This is a genomic window from Zobellia sp. OII3, assembly GCF_002211465.1.
In the GTDB taxonomy this organism is placed as follows: Bacteria; Bacteroidota; Bacteroidia; order Flavobacteriales; family Flavobacteriaceae; genus Zobellia; species Zobellia galactanivorans.
Genome location: NZ_MWRZ01000002.1, coordinates 74,302 through 92,004, shown reverse-complemented (window position 1 = coordinate 92,004; position 17,703 = coordinate 74,302). Strand labels below are relative to the sequence as shown.

The following is a 17,703-nucleotide window of genomic DNA, read 5'->3' as shown; positions in this document are numbered from 1 at the left end:
GAGCATTTAAGCCAGATATCTATTCTTGAAATATGATTGTTCCTTGTTCGTTTTCAATTTCTTTAGCGAAGTCATCCCTACCTGGATTACTTGTGCCTTCCCATTTTTTTTATAGGAGACCGATATTTACCATTATTGCCTGTTACATCATCTCTAATAGACAACCCAGCTGCCCGAACCTCACTTAGTGAAATTCTATGGGAAATCGTATGATTTAAGGCGTAACATAAGCTAACACAACAAGTGTTATAAAAATAAGTGTGAAACCAATATCGAGCAGCTTCACTTGTTTAAGGGCTATTACTTTTACTGAAGGTATTTTCTAACACTGTTGATTGATCTGGATACGACATCCACATTGCTTGAAATTCATTTAATTTAGTTGTTGCTTTTTTTTTTAGAGTTACTAATTGCCAACAATGGGATATAGTTATTGATGCTATCCACCCTATAACCCCGGCAATCCTATATCTTTCTTTTTTAGACACTTCTAATTTACAGACCCCTGTGTACAGCTTTTTATTTCAGTCGTTTTTTTATTTGCATTCGCTGATGTAGAATTCTAAGGACTTCAACAATTTCATTTTCGGCTTTTCTGTAAAAAATAAGATGCGATTTGATTTTCGTTACTCGATAGTTTTTTCGAGTTTGTTCAGCGGATTTGCCAATTTGATAGTTGTCCGCAATAAATTCAATTTCCCCTATTATTAAGTCGTAATATCTATCCGCTTGTTCTTTAGACCATTTATTAAAAGTATAGACCCAAATATCATTTAAATCATTAATCGCTTGTTTACTGATTCGATATTTGTTTTTACTCATGAGTGTTTGCGATGTAATTCAGTTAGGTTTTGTTTTGGGTCAAAATCTTCCACAAATCCGCTATTTTCTCCAACTTCGAGGGCTTTAATCAGTTCTCTTTCCTTTTTTTCTTCATGTTCTAGCAAACGTAGCGCTGAACGAATTACTTCGCTAACCGAACTGTACCTACCCGAATTTACTTCTTCTCTGATAAAATCTTCAAAATGATTTCCGAGTGATATTGAGGTGTTTTTTCCCATTTTGACTAACGTTTTACTCAAATGTACCAAATCTTGGTAATTTAGGCAAATTGCACACAACGGCAGCCCCCTGCAACACCGAATCTGCCCATCCTGTAAAAAGGGAGAACTGGTGACCCTGCATACGTTTTCCGCACGGGGACCAGCGGCACACTGGATCGCAAAACTTAAAAAATACACTAAAGCACAGTAAGAAAATAAACGCCCCTTGGACGGGATAGGGAACCCTATGTCCGAAACCAAGCAAAAGCGGCCAAAATACCCCCGAAAACAGGAAATTCAACAGCATCTAAGAAGTGATAGGCATACTCGGGAGAAAACAAGACCTCCAAATCAATATACGGGTTCAAGTGCAGACCTCAAATAACCCATCCCAAAATAGACCAATACCCATAGAAGGCTGACCGACACAGAACCGGTTCAGTCAACACGGTGTTCATGCTGGGTCGTACCGACCACATGAATGCTTAGTTATTAGCGGTAGTTCTTATTTTTCATAATAGTTATATCCAATTTCATTTGTTGCTTTTTTAACTTTCTCTTTTTCTGAAATTTTGTGCAATACAATGATATATTCGTCTGATTGTGTATCGATAAAACCCATTTGTAATCCTTGTTCTCTTAGAGGCTTATCAAAATCTTCAAAAACATTGTCGTTAGCAATCGACGCGTTTTCCTTATAATCACTTTTGTTAGGCAGCTCTATGGTTAAGTTGAAATTGTCTTTTAAGGATGATTTTAGTAACCATTCCAAATCTTCAATACCAGCTTTCCAGTCCAATCTTAAAATGAAGGGAATCCTGTTATCGTCCAAAAAGTCCATTACATAATTTAATGTTGAAAAATACTCGCTGTCTTTGTCATAATTTTTAAGATTTTCAATAAACCCAAAGACATCTTTCTTTTTAGAATTCAAGTTGATACATATTTCCGTTAGCACTTTGTAACCATTTTTTTGAGCTTCATTCAAGTCTGGACAAATTTTTTCTATTTTTCTTAATTCTTCTTGTTCCTTTTTTTCTTTATCAATGCCAATTTGCTTGTTATGTGTTGTTTCAACAAGTTTTTTAACTTCTAAAATGGTGTTTTCTATTTTCGAAATAATTTTAGGGTCAGTGACTTCCTGATGTAAGTCAGGAATTTGAAACCATTTTACATTTTTTCCTCCATTGCATTTTCGAATTTCTATCTTGTCTACCAATTTTGCAATAAAATAAAATTTAGAGGGGAAACTGTAATCGTCATTGTCATAAAAAATTATTGCTTGTGGTAAAAAAAAACTTCCTTCAGCCGAATTGTAATTCCTTCCGTCTCGTGAAATTTTTACTGTTTTATAAGTGTTTTTTTTTGACTTTTTTAAACCAAAAAAAGAATTACTCGAAATAGGTTCAATTTCAAATTTATTGGTGTTGGTATTACTAAAAATGAAGTCGAATAATTGTAAATTAATTATACTATTTTCAAAAGCTTGTCCACTTAATTTTTCCTCGCGATAATATATTCTTGCCATAAATTATTTCATTAATTTGTCAGTTGTGGTAGGTCTTATGGAATTACCCCTAACACGTAAATATATACAAGTTTCTTAAGCTCCCCGAAAATATAAAAATTCTTACAATTCCGGTCTTACAGAAAAGCGTAATCCTTTAAAAATAAAGTGGTTTTTTGTTCGGGAAAAGAGGGGCTGTAAAGGGGGTGTTAAACATCCCCCGCCCTTCGGGCACCCCCTTCAAAGGGGGATTTGGAGGGTGTTGTTTGGGGAATTTGGGGTTTGTTCAAGGGGGGTCGGTGTTCGCAAACATTTTTATTTTTTTCTTACTTCCCGCTGTATTATTAATCCAATGCGTTTTGGTCAACTCCGTAATATTCAACTCCAAATCGGTCGCTCTTTTCCAAGTATTTTTTTACTAAATCGTTTTCATCTTCTACATAAGTATTTACACCTAAAAAGGAAACATTGTCCTCATATTTATGTACCATAATTACTTTAGGTTCTCCAACCATAGGAATAAATGGAGAATTTTTTTCATGGCCAACAGTAGGTTTATCCTGTTCTAAATTGTAGATGTATGTTACGTCCACTTTTCTGTTCCGATAGGCAAATTCCTTATCAACTTTAATTATAAGTCCTTGCACTTCAACAAAGTCCTCCTCATTATAATCTTCATAGCTTTTTATCGATTGTTCTTTGCAACCGGAGAATAATAATATAAGTGAAATAATCAAAAATTTTCTCATGTCCATATGTTGCACAACGTCTAGTGTATGGTGCGTATCCCGCAGGGCATGCACTATATATATTGTTGTGTTTTCGTGCATTTTTTATTCAACTTCTCTTTCTAGATTTACAATCATCGGTAAATTCGAACGAATTGCTTTACCTGTTACAATTGCATGATATCGTTTTAAATTTGGCAAAGCTTGAACCAAATCCCTTCCTATATAGTTTCCTAAAAAGTTAAAACTAGTCTCATCAAAAGCTTGGTAACATACAATGGTATTGCATTGTGTAAGAACTGTTTTTGATACATTCGCGGTTCTTTGAGCGATAACCAATAAACCAACACCATATTTACGACCTTGCAATGCTACCTGTCCCATTTTGTTTACTACTGCTTTACTTTCCCAATCATTAACACCCATAAAGTTGCCTTCTGGAACTATTGTATGAGCTTCTTCAAGCACGAGACAAATTCTCATTGGAGTATTTGCCTCATAGGCTTCTTTGGCTTTAGAGAATATTAAACTGATAAAGTTTTCAGTAGATTGAATAACACCAACTGTATTACTAACAGTTGGGAGTTCAACTAGTCCGATAGAATCATCTTGAGCTGCTAGAAAAGCATCTAAATTACCACTGTTAAGTTTAGTTAATTGTAGTTTCTTTTTCCATTCTCCCGTAAAGTCAATGCAAATGACTTTAGTATCTGTTTTGAGTTGGTCAATTATTTCTCTTGCGAGGAATGACTTTCCTGACCCTGTTACTCCAATTAATGCCGTGTGATGACTTATAGCTTCATGTAAGTTGATTACTGATGGAAGAGTTGTGCCTGGAATTGTACCCAATTCAAAGTCAGGATATTGATACTGGTCAACTTCGATATTACTAGTGTCTGCCTTGAAAATAGGAGTGTTTATTGATGGAACCCACCCAAATTTTTGAAAGGAAAGAACATCATTTTGCCATTCTCCTAGCTGAATCGCCTCTCCTTCAATAAAACCTGATTCATTTTTACTTTCCAACTTTTCTAGTTCTGTAGTGCCACTTACTACCTGATAAAATAATCTACGGTTACCTACTTTTAACTCCAATAAATCTCCTTCTTGAATATCGTCAGTTTGCTTCGAGTATTCGAATTTGATAGTTCCAATAGATGATTTTTCAATTACAACACCAACAAAATCTGATATTCTCAAAGAATCGGACAAATACTGAATCTCATCAGGTTTTACGGTTTTATAAACTATATTGCGTTTTAATCTTGACAAATCGTTTTGTGTTGTACCTAATTGAAGAATTTTTATCCACTTCTCTTGATTTAACAAATATGTATCGAATACTATGCCCGCAATTGCATATGTATCGGAGTCTTGCATTGAATACTTGAAGGTTACGATGTCAAATCGTTTAATACTTTTACTTCTATCTTCAAAAAGCTTGGTAAGAAATATTTTCTTCGATTGAACCCCAAATATTTCTCCGATTGCATTTGATTGAAGAGTTGTTGTTTCTCTAATGAACGTATTATGAAGTGACTTTGGGTCGATAATTAACACCAGTCCCCAAAGAGTAATCATTGTAAAAAGATAGCTGTCACTTACTTCTGCTATTATTTCGGATTTGTATAGAACAAGTATAGAGATGAAAACAAAAGAGTAAATAACTTTTCCCCGACCGATAAATACTGCGATATTCTTAATTCTATTTGATAATTTATTTCTTAAAGAAACTGGGCTTTCATTTTCTGACGCAAGGGCAATTGCAACAATTGAAAAGATAATTAGAACGCTAATTAAAGCAATTGTCACATACCAAAGTGCGTCATTCTTGAATGATGATCGAATTGACAAATAAACTAGCAGAAGAGGTATTGAATTAGTAATTACGTTTTTAGGTGATGAATAATACGGTTCAATAAAAAGGATTGAGAAGAACAACATAAAAAGCCCTGAATAGAACCAAACATTTTTTGTCGAAGTATCAGGTAGTATTGAGTCTGTTAGTAAATAATGCAATCCACAGAACAATACTATGGTCACTAATAATAGAATGAATCTATTTGTCAAATAGAACTTTATCTTGTCCATAGCTTTATTGTCTTTCGGTTCACGAGTGAATTGTTCTTTTTAAGTTTCTCTTTAGTAGTCTAGTTGGTTTTTCAGAATGAAGCACAACAACTGCATATATGTACAATTACACATATAATTCGGGCTTAAAAGCAACAGATTCCGCTACTTAAACCCACACGAATATAAAAATTCTTACAATTTCGTTCTTACAGAAAAGCGTAATCCTTTAAAAATAAAGTGGTTTTGTGTTCGGGAGAAGAGGGGTTGTAGCTGGTGTTCTTAAACATCCCCCGCCCTTCGGGCACCCCCTTCAAAGGGGGATTTGCAGCCTGTCGAAGTGGGGAATTTACAAGGTGTTGTTTTGAATGTTTTGGGCCTGTGCAAGGGTTACCTTTGTTGTGCGTTCGTTATTTTTAGTTACAATTACATTTATATTTAAAAATATTTTGGTGGAATCTTTCTCCATACGAATCACTCTCTCCATATCCTCCATATTTAAAGTTTGACCAATTTGATGATGGTATATCACAGAATATGTATGATTTTGTTCGATAAGAATACTCGTTTTCCTTTATTTCAGCTACAACATATGTTTTGTAGTCATAAGTATAGGCCGTTACTTTATGTAACCAAGAAGAATCCAGAGTGTAACTCGATATCGTTGATTTCTTATATCCTTTTTCGGTAATGAATTCAAATAATTCCTCACAACTGACTTGGTTTGATGAGTAATTTCTAACATTTACAGAGCAGTCTTTCAATTCTTCTATAGAGCTATTCAGTTCGTCTACTCCATAGTTTAAATCTCTTATTGCTTGATTTATATAATCTTTTGCATTAGATAAATAATCAGATAGATAATCAGTATCATCTTCATAAGATGCACTGGAAAGTTCACTAATTGCATTTCCTAATTTCCTAGAAGCATCATAAAAATGGTCTTCTGCATCTCCAGCACTACTTTCCGCATCTGAACATTCTATGTCAGAAGCTTCACTCTCCGCATCATCAGCCTCATCTTCGGCATAACCAGCATATCTTTTAGCAGAGGAAATTTCACTCTCAGCGTAACTTGCATAACTTTGAATATTACTAACTCCTTCTACTTCATAGCATTGGTTTATGTATTCTAACCCGCTTTTTATCTTTTTGAATGATGATTTGTAATAATCAAAAGAGTCTTCAATTTCAGATATAACGTTTTCAACTTGTGAGAAGCAATCATTCGTCAATCCGATTGTTAGTAATATTAATATATATGTTTTATATCTCATTTAAGTGGTTAATGACGCACAACGGTTGGGGCTATGAAGCGAGGCGGTTTTTGAATAACTAATTTTCAATTTACTTGAATTTTTATTTGAAATATTAAAGTTCATTTTACTACTAAACCCGCCATGATTTATGAACCCGTGTTACAGCACGTTTTTATATCAATTCGTTGTCCTTAATATAATTTTCCACATTTTTCAATTCTGTTTCCGTGAAGTCCCTGATAGTCTTGTTTGTCACCTGGTACGGAATTCGTAAAGTCGGATTAAAACCATTTTCGATTGGGAGTAAATCTTTCAAAAAATCTCTGAATGCCCTTTGTCTAATTCTATTATCTTGTTTTTCTCCTTCAAGCATTTCAGGAAATAGTGGGTCATTGCTTTTTAGTTTTGTAAATCCAGATTTTCCAGGTTTGATTTCAATTTCGTTATTAAGTTCTTTGTAAAACCGTATTGGAAATTTGATGTCGATTTTATCGTAAAAGTCGAAAGTGATTTTTCTAAACTGATTGAAATGTTGTTTTTCATCAAATTCAACGGCGAAATTAAATGGCTCTCCAATCCAAATATCGAAGGATTGTTTTTGTTTCAGTTTTTTGATTGTTAATTCTGCAAATTTTTCTTTTAATGAAAATTTGTTTTCTGTTAGTTCTCCATATAATTCGCTTAATTCCGAACAGTTCTCTATTATTTGTTCTGATGGATTTGATAACAGCCAGTCTGGTTTATATTCATAAAAACAGGATGGTTTCTTATTATATTTTTGCTCAATTAATTTTACAATTAAGTCTCCAATTGGGGCTAATTTATGCCTGCTAGCAGAAATCGTTTTTTCTGGTATCTTTTCTTTTTCTGAATTTGTATTAGGAATTGGTTTTAAAGTTCTTAAAGTCTTACCTGAATGTGGAATTTGCCAATTTACACCTATTTGAAAAGCGTGTTTTATTTGTCCTTTTCTAAGGATTTTTCTAATTGGCAGTCCAGGTCTTGATGCGGAGTCATTTAATAGTCCTTTTGCTTCAAGAAAAGGATTGATTTCGACGGGCGTTGTAATTTGTTGATGTTGCCTTTCAAGAAATTCGTCTATTGCTTTTATTATTTTTTCAATATCTGCCACTATTTCTTTTCTTTTAATGTGCTGTAACACATAAATATATACAAGTTTCTAAACTAGGTGGAAATATAAAAAATCTTACAATTTTGTTCTTACAGAAAAGCGTAATCCTATTAAAATAAAGTGGTTTTGTATTCGGGAGAAGAGGGGCTGTAGCTGGTGTTGTTGAACATCCCCTACCCTTCGCCCCCCCCTTCAAAGGGGCTAAACTGTACTTTATACGATCAGTATAAAAGCAGGGCATACGTCCATATGGCCAACAAGAACATATTGCAAAAAACTAAGTTAAGCCTGGCATTTTCGGTAATCGTTTTGCTTAGAAAAACATATAAAATTGAAATAAGGATCACGCTGTTACATAAAACCAACAACACCTGATTCAATCCGTTAAAACCCGAAGCCAAGGGTACCGTCTTTTTTGAGGTATCCACTGTTTTTACCGTCTTAAGAAGTGGAGTTACCGTCAATGTTACCTCAGATGACCTTATGGGCGTTCCGAGCGTGGAGAATTTGAGGTTGGTCGCGGTAATGTATTTATACCCCAAGCTTTTACTGGTCCTCACCGATGTTCCCCCGGCACTTTGGGGTATCCTTACATTCTCACCGTAAGCGAGAACATCGGTTATTTGCCTTTCTGGGAGGATAAAATAATCGGTTAAAAATACAAGACTTGCCAATAATGGCCCCGAAACCAAAAGCAGGAATTTTGTTTTGAACCTTTTTTTAAAAAACAGGTTGACCTTTCTGGTTATATCGTTAATGTCCATTATCTCCATAAAACGTAAATAACTTATAAAAGCTTAGTTTGTGTAAGGGGTACTTTTGTTGGCAATTGGCTTTTTATTTAAATAACTGTCCTATTGTTTTCATAGGAAGGAACATTTTACCACAATCAGGTAGATCAATAAAGCCATATTTTAAATAGAACCTTTTAGCTTTATCGTCAATGGGATCCACAATTACTGCAATTGAACCAATGATATCCTGAGAGACATCAAATGCTCGCTTTAGTGCATCAATTAACATCAATTCTCCGAATCCGTTTCCTTTTATCGTGGTATCTATTGCAAGTCTGCCGAGCAGAGTAACAGGTAATTCATTGTAGCTTTTAGGGAGTCGCTTTGTTACGGCCTCTGGAAGTAAATTTCGCTTAATTGATGCATTTGAAAGTGTATAATAACCTTTTACGATATCTGATTCGTCTGATAAAACAAAACATATCGATAGGTTTCTTTTTATATCTTGACTAGCTTGCTTTTTTAGATAATTATCTAATAAATCATAGCCACAGTCAAAATTACCTCTATCATGATTTGACTGTAGAGGCCCTGTTTTGTAACCCATCTGGTTCAATTATGTCAAGATATCTTTTAGCAGCTTTCTTAAGTTTGGAATTAGGAGCAGGAGGATTCATTAGGGCATTTGCAAATATTTCTTGATCTCTTTTTGTAGAGATAATTTGCTCATGTTTTTCAATAATCTCCTCAGCACGCTGTTGTACTGCAAAAAACACAAACTCAGAAAGGGAGCGAAAACCACCTAATTTTGATGCACGTTCGAACAAACTCTTTTGTTCCTCAGTCCATCGGGTATCGAATCTTGCAACTTTTGTACTCATGAGACAAATGTACGGAATATTACCGTACAAAAAAATTATTTATGTTTGTTGCCAACAACTGCATATGTGTACAATTCCACATATAATTCGGGTATAAAAACAATAGTTTAAGCTACTTAAGCTCATACGAATATAAAAATTCTTATAATTCTGTTCTTACAGAAAAGCGTAATCCTTTAAAAATAATGTGGTTTTTTGTGAGGGAGAAGAGGGGCTGTATAGGGTGTTGTTTTAATGATTTTGCAAGGTTTCAAATACTATCTTCCAAGAATCATCTGCCTGTCTTTTCCAATTGACAATGTAGGTTCCCGTATTTTTAAGGGTATCCGAACTTTCCTTATTAATGAAAATCTCATTAAAGGTGTTGTAGGATATGGCCATATCTTCCGAGGGTATAATTGTGGGCCTTCCTCGATGGACGAGCTGTACATCGTATTTTTCGTAGATCCGTTCCCAATTTGTTATTAAAGAATCTTTTGTCAAATTCTGAATAGGGCCATCTGGGTAAATAGCTACGTAATTGTCCGCATAAAATTCTATCCAATCGTAATCGAACCGTTCATAGACAGCGTAAAGGCTGTCTACCTGTTTAGTTATTAGCGCCGTTAGCTCAGCGTCGGATGTTTTTGCAAGAGGTAGGGGCTTTTTGTCACTTTGGCATCCAATGATTATACATGCAATTAGGATCAATAGCGCGGATAGTAATTTTAGACTTTTCATACCGGTTTGTTTTAATTGTAAATAACAGAATAGGATTGTCGTTATTAAATTACTGATAATTAGCGATATAACAAATAAAACACTAACCCAAGGGACTTGTAGGTGTTTTATTGTTCCGCTTAGAGGGTACAATGGTTTGTGTTGTTAGTCGGGATACAGCATTCTAGGTTCAGCAAAGCACAAAATCCTTATGCCCATGTTGGTATTCCCTTCCCCTGTCGTCCCTGATTGTTACGGTACAGGCAAAGGGAGTTTCTGAAAACCGGGTATCCTTCGGATAAGGCCGGCTGGCGTTCAAATCAAAGCTTAGGGTCATTTTTGCGGATTTGACAAAGTCCATTGACGAGCCGCTATGCTTGACCAAGTCGGGAAACCAGTTGTTCCAGCTTCGTATGGCAGCTTCAATTTCAGTGGTAATCAATTCTTTTGGTGTGGCCTCGTTTTTTAAAATATCAACGTCAAGACGGTCGTGTCCGGTTTGGCGCATTTTTTTCAACAAAAGATCGAGAAAATAGTCGGTTTCCACATAATTGACCAAGCTGGTAAATGAACGTCCAAAATTATGTGAAACGCTCTGTAATGTTTTACGACTGGGCATTTAAATCTATCTTTTTTTGTGGCGTTACAGGTAGTGCTGTTGTGGGCGTTTTTCTAATTCTATGTCGGGCAAAAGATTATGGTTATTCGAAATGGAATGCCCTATTTTTCCATTCTTTAAATTAACACTAAACCGTTTATAAATACAAGTTCCTATTCCATAGGAAAAATATAAAAAATATCGTAGTCCGCAGAATGTGAGTCGGCGTCGTGTAGGCTAAAAATAAATGTGATCATAGAAAATAAAAAAAGGCCCTGTATTGCTACAGCGCCTTTTTGACACAAACAAACCTATGTTAGAAAGATCAGGTTATTTTCGAATAAGCTACATACCAAATTTGTACCCGAAAGTCACCAATAGGGCTGTATTTTTCAAAACGTTTTTTTCATTACCCGAAAAATCTAAAAACCCGCCTTCGTACGATAGGCCCAATTGAATTTGATCGTTGAAAAGAACCCCCAATCCAACGTTCAAACCAAAATCAAATCCCTTTACATCCGTTCCGATCTTGTAGGTAGTGTTCCCTTGTTTGGCCGATAGTGCCGTAGCTAGGTAAAAGCCAGAGGCGGCGTAGAAGGCACCGGAACCTCCTATTTCAAAAATGTTGTATCGGGCGCTTAACGGCAATTGAAGGTAGTACATGTTCAGATTGTCTTCCGTAGTGGATGCCCCCTTTTTGGCAAACATCAACCCGGAGCCCAAATAGAGGTCATCGGTAACATCAAATTCAATGGTACCTCCCAATTTGACGCCCAAAGTCCGACCATACAAATCGTTCACATAGGTATCGGGCGAAACGGCACTGCTCAAGCCTAGCCCGGCCTCTATCCCAAAAATTTGGGCCTGTGATGAAACACCTGCCAACGCCATGAATAAGACGACTAATACTTTTACTGAATTTTTCATATTTTCATTTTAAAGTTTGCGGGTGTCCGTGTTCTCGAAAACCCCGATTAATTTATGATGGCAAGGTATAGGAAGGCCATATTTTTTGAAATACCGCCTTTATTGTATTTTTTTCTACCTGATTTCCAGTAGAAACCGGGTGGGGCCCTACAAAAAAGTCCGACTTCAATAAAGCCGGACCCCTAACAATACATCAACTTAAAAAATCAATTTTGCTTTCCGCGATAATAAGAAGGGCCGAAAACCCCGTTATCGGCTACGACCAAAGGCACGATATGGGAGCCAAACCTAAATAAGGGGTTGAGCCATAAGGTCTCGCCCGTATTGGCATCCATGGCCAACAAACCCACACTGTCCTCGTCGTTTTTGTTACGTAGGATATCGTGTCCATGGGTAAACAAAATACCGTTTGCGTAAACCGGGCTAAAATCTACACTTACATCTTCGTTGTTCCATAACTCCTCGCCATTTTGCAGGTCCAAAGCAAAGGGTTTGGCATTGGTGGCCCCAGCAAAACTGGAGCCTTTGTCGTAATTTCCGAACACAACGTTTTCCTCTATTATAGGATTCCACAGTGTATCGGCCCCCGTATCTTTTTGCCATATTACCGACGTGGTATTTAAATCTATGCAATAAAGGGCGGAAGTGATACCTTGTCCCGCAGGTATGCCATTTACGACCAACTTATCCCCCGATATAAATGGTGTGCCGACACCATTGGCCTCAAACTTCCATAAAGTGTCAAGGGTATTCAGGTCTATGGCATATAGGTTTTTGGCCGGCATATACAGTATACCGTCATCGACCAAGGGTGTGCCTGTCAATTCATAGGGCAATTTGATCTTTTGGATCAAGTTGCCGGTTTCCTTATCAAGTATGTGCATGTAAGGAGGTAAATCGCTCAAAAAACTTTCTTCTGAAAACACGTATACCTTATCTTCATGCAATATTTGAGTACTGTTGCTGTGCAATATATTGTCAAGTTCACCAAAAAGTTCAGTGGTATAATACCATTTGATATTACCTGTTGTTTGGTCTACGGCCACTACCACTCCCGAGGTGCCCGAGGCATAACAGGTGCCGTCGACGCAGATGGGCGAAGTAACCTCATAACTGCTGTAATGATACTCCAACATAAATTGTTCCCACATAAAATTTTTATCGCCCACGTCAATGGCATTAATGGAATTGTCGTTCGCCGTCACGTAAAGCATACCCGCTCCATAGTGTGGAACCGAGACGTATTTGGTTTGGTAGGGGAAAGAATAAAGTTCGGTTTCTTCACCGGTTTGGGCGTCAACGGTATAAAGGTTTTCATCATTTGCCGCTATAAGAAAATTGTTCATCTCCGGATCGCCCGATACGATCTGCCCACCTTTTTCCGGATGGATCACTTCCCCCTTTTCATTGAGTTCCACCCCGTCATCCTTGGTACAGCTTGCCACAAAAACAAGCACGATACCCCAAAAGACCGTTCTTGACAAAAATGTATTTTTCATTTATCCTACTTTAAAATTAAAAACCTCCGACTGCGATGTGTTTCCCTCGCTATCCTTCGTCTTTACCTGCCAATAATAGGTCTGTCCCGAAACCACATCGGTCTCCATCGTAGTCTGCCCGGTAGTACCGAGAAGTACCGACGGCGTGGTTTCCGTGCCAAAAAACACCTCAAAGTCCACAATATCGTCGTCAACGTCCGAAGCCTGCCATTGAAGGCTTACCTTGGTGGTAGCGGGAATGCTTCCTCCCCTTTCGGGATACTGGGCCTCGGCAGGAAACGGGGCGTAGTTTACCACCCCGGCACCGGCATTGTAAAATTTCCATGTGGCACTTTTAAGGGCCATATCGGAGGCGTTGCTTTTGCTGACCACAAACCATTCATAGGGCGTATTGCTCGCAAGGGTAATGGTCGATTCGTTATTGCCGGCCTCGGTCAACCGCGTACTTCCATCGATAAGGTTTTTCAGGTTCACCACGTAATAATCGGCGCTTTCCGAGGCTTCCCATTGAAAGGTAACCGCACTCTGCAGTTCGTCGACAACGGCGCCTTCCGTACACTCCGAATTGTTTTCGGGAAATATCAGGGAAACACTTCCGGGATCCCCTAGGGAGTCTGGATCTACACCGTCGTCTTTACTGCCCGGACACGCCGTTAAGGTTAGCAGCAACAACAGCGACATTGCGAATTGGGTCGTTCTCATTGTTTGATGATTTTATAGGTTTTTGTTTCTTCGTTGATTTGAACCGACAATACGTAGACACCGGCCGTTAGGCTTTCCGCATCCAAGGTGATGGTATTCGTCTGGGGCGCTATGGCCTTTTGAAAGATGATGCGTCCGTCGAAGGAATTTAATTGAACGGGAATGGTGTACCTATAGGTTTTACCCAATACCACGGAAATCGCTCCGCTTTCTACAGGGTTGGGATACACGATCACCTCTTCGTGCAGGACCAGGTCTTCGCTATAGGTCCCTTGGCAGTTCTTATTGGTTTTAACGGACAATTTTGCGGTAGAGCTTCGAAGGGGCAAGGTAATCTGCGCTTCTTGGGTAACCACCGTTTCGTTGTCGAGTGAAATGATGTATTCCTCAGCTCCCGATAGGTTCAGGCTTACCGACCTTGCGGATAAATTAACTTTTGAGCTTACCGAAAGGGCTTCGGGTTCGGATACGTTCACCTCAAAACAACGTTCATAGTCCGCCTGGCCTGCTACGGTAATGCATACCGAATACGAACCACTTTTTAAATTTGAAAAAGAAACGGAGCTTGTAAAACTTTGGGTTTCACTCACCCCGTTTCCGGCTAGTGTAACTGTATAGCTATGGTTACTATTTGCAGAAATATCAATACTACCGTTATGGCTGTCCATACACGATTCCCCTTTGGCCGATACGGTAAAATTGGTACTCGGCAGGGAGAAAATCTCACAACCCGTAACGTCTACCGTAGCCCCTAAGGGGGTATTGGGACATAGGTCGTCGGCATTGGGTACGCCGTCGTTATCGGTATCGTTGGGGTCGTTGGCCATTAAACGCACCGTAAAGTCTTTGGTCGACCCATCCTCTGCCGTTACCGTATACACCACGGGCTCGGTAAAGTCGTTAAAACTCACCCCGCTCTGCTGGGGCAGGCCCGATACGGAAACCGTGGCCCTGGCCGATGTGGCGAAGGTGGCCACTAGATTGCCCGGGTTAATGTTCGCGGGCAAGGCCATAACAATCTCATTGCCGTCAATGCTTCCTACCGTGGGCGGGGAAGTAACATTGAACCTGAAATCGGTGATTTCCTTTTCACTGCTCAAGGTACTTCGGGATCCGACCGTATACCAGATGCCCCACTTGCCGTTCGGAATCAATTCCTCCGCACTGCCCGTCGGGGTCATTTTGTCGGCGGCCAGGCCAATGGCCATGATGTCCTGGTCGGAACCGTTGTAGGTATCAAAAATGATCTTGTCATCGGTTTTTGAAAAATTGGGGAAGCCCAACTTGTTGTTGTCGTAAACCTTTTTTACATCACCTGTTTCAATATTGACGGTGATGATACTGTATTCCCCTTCGAGTTCGTTGAAGTAATCAAAGGCGAGGATATTGCCCGATGTTTTAGAAAAGGAAGGGTTACCGATACTGACCCCCTCGGGCAGGTTCGTAAATATTTTTTGAATACTGCCGTCGCCAAAAGTATTGGTTTGGTTGTCCCACACCTGCAAGGCCCCAACATCCCAATATTCGATATTGGTACCATCGGCATTGTTCAGTCGGTTTAGGGCATCGTAGATCAGGTACTGCCCCGAATAATCCCATTCCAAGGCATCGGGATATAGCACCTCTCCCGTGGTGACGCCATCGGCGGAAGTAGGGTTGTACAGTTCAAACTCCTTGAACTCACCGGTGACCAAGTCGGATACATAAATAATATTGGACTCGTCGTTTATGACCGATGCCAGTTTGGTACCGTCTTTGGAAAGTGAGACCGCCGCCCATACGGGGTCTTCGGAAATAACCGATTCTTCAGGGGCGTTTACGTCGAGCGATATGGCGTTTACCTTGTTCTCTTCGGTGACGAAGATGGCAAAGCTTCCATCGTCGGATACACTGGGTTTTCTATGGACCCCGGTCGTGGTCAACGGATAATAGATCGTAGCTTCCGTATCGGAAGCATAGATGGTATTGGGGTCGGTGTCCCTAATATCCAAACTTAAGATAAACTCGTCCCCTTCCGCTAAGGGAATGTCGTTATCGGTATCGGTAGAGGTGCCCGCGGTAATCCCCACGGTATCAAAGGCCGTTTCAATGGCCGCTACTTCGGCCGAGTTTTCGCCATGAAGATCAAGGGCAGATTGAACGACGGCGATCCGAAGATCGATGAATTGCGAAGATGCGGTCAGGTAAGTGGACAGGGCGCGGTAATAGATCTGCTCCGCCTTATCTTTCCCTATATCGGTGGCAATCAAATAGTAGGCCCGGTTTACGATTCCACTGTTCATATGTACCCCGCCGTTATCCTCCTCTCCGGAATAGTACTCCGTCATGTCTTTGGGCTGCCATCCCCTTTGCCCCTGACTTGCTCCGTTGTTCGGGTCTTGCAAATTGCGCATGGCCCCCGAATTAAAATACTCCCGGTTTACAATATCCTCCCCCAGTAGCCAATCGTCGCGATCGATCATGGTTCCGAAAATATCGGCAAACGATTCGTTGATCGCGCCCGATTGATAGGAATACTCCAAATTGGCCGTAGCCTCGATCACACCGTGCGACATTTCGTGTCCCCCTACATCCAAGGCGCCGGCCAAGGGCGAAAAAGCGGCCTTCCCGTTTCCGTAAAAAATGGCCTTTCCGTTCCAAAAGGCATTGTCGTAGCCCCCGCCATCGTCAGCAGCCACGTTAACAATCGATATGATGGTGCCTCCTTGGCCATTGATCGAACTTCTGTCAAAGTTTTTTTCAAAATAGTCGTACGATACTTCGGCATTGTACTGTGCCGAAACTGCCACAGGGTCGTTCCAGGTACTGGTGGTAGAGGTTACGTAATAAAAAGTGGCGTCCTCCTCCGGGGCCTTGTTTTTTAAATCCCATGTCATGATGGCCCCTACGGGATTATCGGGTATTTTAGATTGCCCTGAATTGAACATCGATTTTGAGGTGTTGATCATATAATTTTTACCGTCAATGCTATAGGTATCCAGCTGCCGGGTCACCCCGTTTAAGTCCGTTCCCGAAGTATTCGAAGGCGGCGGTGCCAAACGGACCCGCTCATGGCCTTCCTTCCCATACTCATGGTAGAGCGTACAGGTATGGTATATTTTATTGAGGATACGCCCGTTCTGCGCATCGATAAAATACTCCCACCTGTCCTTTATATTCGGATGTACGGTCAAATGCCTGGCCAAAACGTTCTTCCCTTCAAAGGGATAGATCAAAAGTTCCTCCTCATAATCGGAATTTGAAAAAACGGAATTTGTCTTTCCGGTCTTGGTAGGGAAGGAAACGCCCAAATCCTTTTCCACCCGTTGCAAGGCGTCTTGTACACTTAGTTTGGGTTGCGTACGCTCTATACTTGGGGTAGGCTTGTTTCTGCCGTTCATGGCATCGACCTTGTTGCCTTGGTCTAAATGCAGGATCAGTTCGCCCCCGTACACCTTTATCCCTTTGAACACCTGCTGCATTTTAATGTGCTTCTGGCCCAAGGCATCGGTATGCTTCGATATTTCTACAAATTCGGCATCGGGATCCTTAACTTGGATAAGGTGTTTCACTCCGGCCAAATAATCCTTGATCACTTGTTCCGATGACTGTTTTGCGGTCAAGCTCGCTACTTCCTTTCCCGCCTTGCTTTTAATAAACAAGGGGATACCATCTTCCGACCTTCCAATAACCTCGTGCTCATAAACCGCATCCCCGGAAGTGATTTGAAAGACCGAAGGCATCTGAAAATTGGTGCGCCCCGGTAGGCTTTGCCCCTTCTTTTTGGCCGCAAGTTTTAAGGCGTTGAACTTTTTTATACTCCCGGTCTTGGCCGTAGTTCCCTTGTCGTGTCTTTTATCATCAAAGGTATCTTGTGCCCTTAATGAAGAGGCCGCCAATACGACTAGAACAAAGGTGAGCAGATAAGGTCTATTTTTCATGGTC

The 17,703-nt window shown here is 39.7% G+C and carries 16 protein-coding genes; all 16 read right to left on the bottom strand.

The features are described 5' to 3' along the window. Positions 1 to 519: 519 nt before the first annotated feature. The 16 genes from B4Q04_RS07530 to B4Q04_RS07455 all read right to left on the bottom strand — a co-directional run bounded on the left by B4Q04_RS07530 (position 520) and on the right by B4Q04_RS07455 (position 17,699). Positions 520 to 822 (bottom strand): type II toxin-antitoxin system RelE/ParE family toxin, encoded by a 303-nt coding sequence (locus B4Q04_RS07530; protein ID WP_088696455.1) that lies wholly within the window; start codon positions 820 to 822, stop codon positions 520 to 522. Then, on the bottom strand, positions 819 to 1,061 hold the full coding sequence (locus B4Q04_RS07525; RefSeq protein WP_013995249.1) for a type II toxin-antitoxin system ParD family antitoxin: 243 nt from the start codon (positions 1,059 to 1,061) through the stop codon (positions 819 to 821). The genes B4Q04_RS07530 and B4Q04_RS07525 overlap by 4 nt, the downstream gene beginning before the upstream one ends. Before the next feature lie 487 nt (positions 1,062 to 1,548). Then, on the bottom strand, positions 1,549 to 2,571 hold the full coding sequence (locus B4Q04_RS07520) for a hypothetical protein (protein ID WP_088696454.1): 1,023 nt from the start codon (positions 2,569 to 2,571) through the stop codon (positions 1,549 to 1,551). A gap of 323 nt (positions 2,572 to 2,894) precedes the next feature. Beyond that, entirely contained in the window at positions 2,895 to 3,380 is a 486-nt protein-coding gene (locus B4Q04_RS07515) for a hypothetical protein (RefSeq protein WP_088696453.1), read from the bottom strand. 3 nt (positions 3,381 to 3,383) lie between these two features. Beyond that, positions 3,384 to 5,369, bottom strand: coding sequence for a helicase HerA domain-containing protein (locus tag B4Q04_RS07510; protein ID WP_088696452.1), 1,986 nt, complete (start codon positions 5,367 to 5,369; stop codon positions 3,384 to 3,386). 395 nt (positions 5,370 to 5,764) lie between these two features. Then, the gene (locus B4Q04_RS07505) at positions 5,765 to 6,625 is read right to left on the bottom strand and encodes a hypothetical protein (protein WP_088696451.1); all 861 of its coding nucleotides are present in this window, start codon (positions 6,623 to 6,625) and stop codon (positions 5,765 to 5,767) included. Between the two features lie 154 nt (positions 6,626 to 6,779). Further along, positions 6,780 to 7,739 (bottom strand): hypothetical protein, encoded by a 960-nt coding sequence (locus B4Q04_RS07500; protein WP_123772344.1) that lies wholly within the window; start codon positions 7,737 to 7,739, stop codon positions 6,780 to 6,782. 221 nt (positions 7,740 to 7,960) lie between these two features. Next, positions 7,961 to 8,512 carry a hypothetical protein gene (locus tag B4Q04_RS07495; protein WP_088696449.1) on the bottom strand — a complete coding sequence of 184 codons (552 nt, stop codon included), beginning with the start codon at positions 8,510 to 8,512 and terminating at the stop codon, positions 7,961 to 7,963. 64 nt (positions 8,513 to 8,576) lie between these two features. Then, on the bottom strand, positions 8,577 to 9,080 hold the full coding sequence (locus B4Q04_RS07490) for a GNAT family N-acetyltransferase (RefSeq protein WP_013995244.1): 504 nt from the start codon (positions 9,078 to 9,080) through the stop codon (positions 8,577 to 8,579). Further along, positions 9,043 to 9,354: a DUF1778 domain-containing protein gene (locus B4Q04_RS07485; protein ID WP_046287590.1), complete on the bottom strand. Its 312-nt coding sequence runs from the start codon at positions 9,352 to 9,354 to the stop codon at positions 9,043 to 9,045. The genes B4Q04_RS07490 and B4Q04_RS07485 overlap by 38 nt, the downstream gene beginning before the upstream one ends. 231 nt (positions 9,355 to 9,585) lie before the next feature. Further along, on the bottom strand, positions 9,586 to 10,074 hold the full coding sequence (locus B4Q04_RS07480; RefSeq protein WP_088696448.1) for a YybH family protein: 489 nt from the start codon (positions 10,072 to 10,074) through the stop codon (positions 9,586 to 9,588). Positions 10,075 to 10,243: 169 nt separating this feature from the next. After that, positions 10,244 to 10,672: a hypothetical protein gene (locus B4Q04_RS07475; RefSeq protein ID WP_088696447.1), complete on the bottom strand. Its 429-nt coding sequence runs from the start codon at positions 10,670 to 10,672 to the stop codon at positions 10,244 to 10,246. A gap of 324 nt (positions 10,673 to 10,996) precedes the next feature. Continuing rightward, positions 10,997 to 11,578 carry an outer membrane beta-barrel protein gene (locus B4Q04_RS07470; protein ID WP_013995238.1) on the bottom strand — a complete coding sequence of 194 codons (582 nt, stop codon included), beginning with the start codon at positions 11,576 to 11,578 and terminating at the stop codon, positions 10,997 to 10,999. Between the two features lie 206 nt (positions 11,579 to 11,784). Next, positions 11,785 to 13,077 (bottom strand): PQQ-binding-like beta-propeller repeat protein, encoded by a 1,293-nt coding sequence (locus B4Q04_RS07465; protein WP_088696446.1) that lies wholly within the window; start codon positions 13,075 to 13,077, stop codon positions 11,785 to 11,787. After that, the gene (locus tag B4Q04_RS07460; protein ID WP_088696445.1) at positions 13,078 to 13,779 is read right to left on the bottom strand and encodes a hypothetical protein; all 702 of its coding nucleotides are present in this window, start codon (positions 13,777 to 13,779) and stop codon (positions 13,078 to 13,080) included. Then, positions 13,776 to 17,699: a M4 family metallopeptidase gene (locus B4Q04_RS07455; protein ID WP_088696444.1), complete on the bottom strand. Its 3,924-nt coding sequence runs from the start codon at positions 17,697 to 17,699 to the stop codon at positions 13,776 to 13,778. The genes B4Q04_RS07460 and B4Q04_RS07455 overlap by 4 nt, the downstream gene beginning before the upstream one ends. Between the last annotated feature and the right edge of the window lie 4 nt (positions 17,700 to 17,703).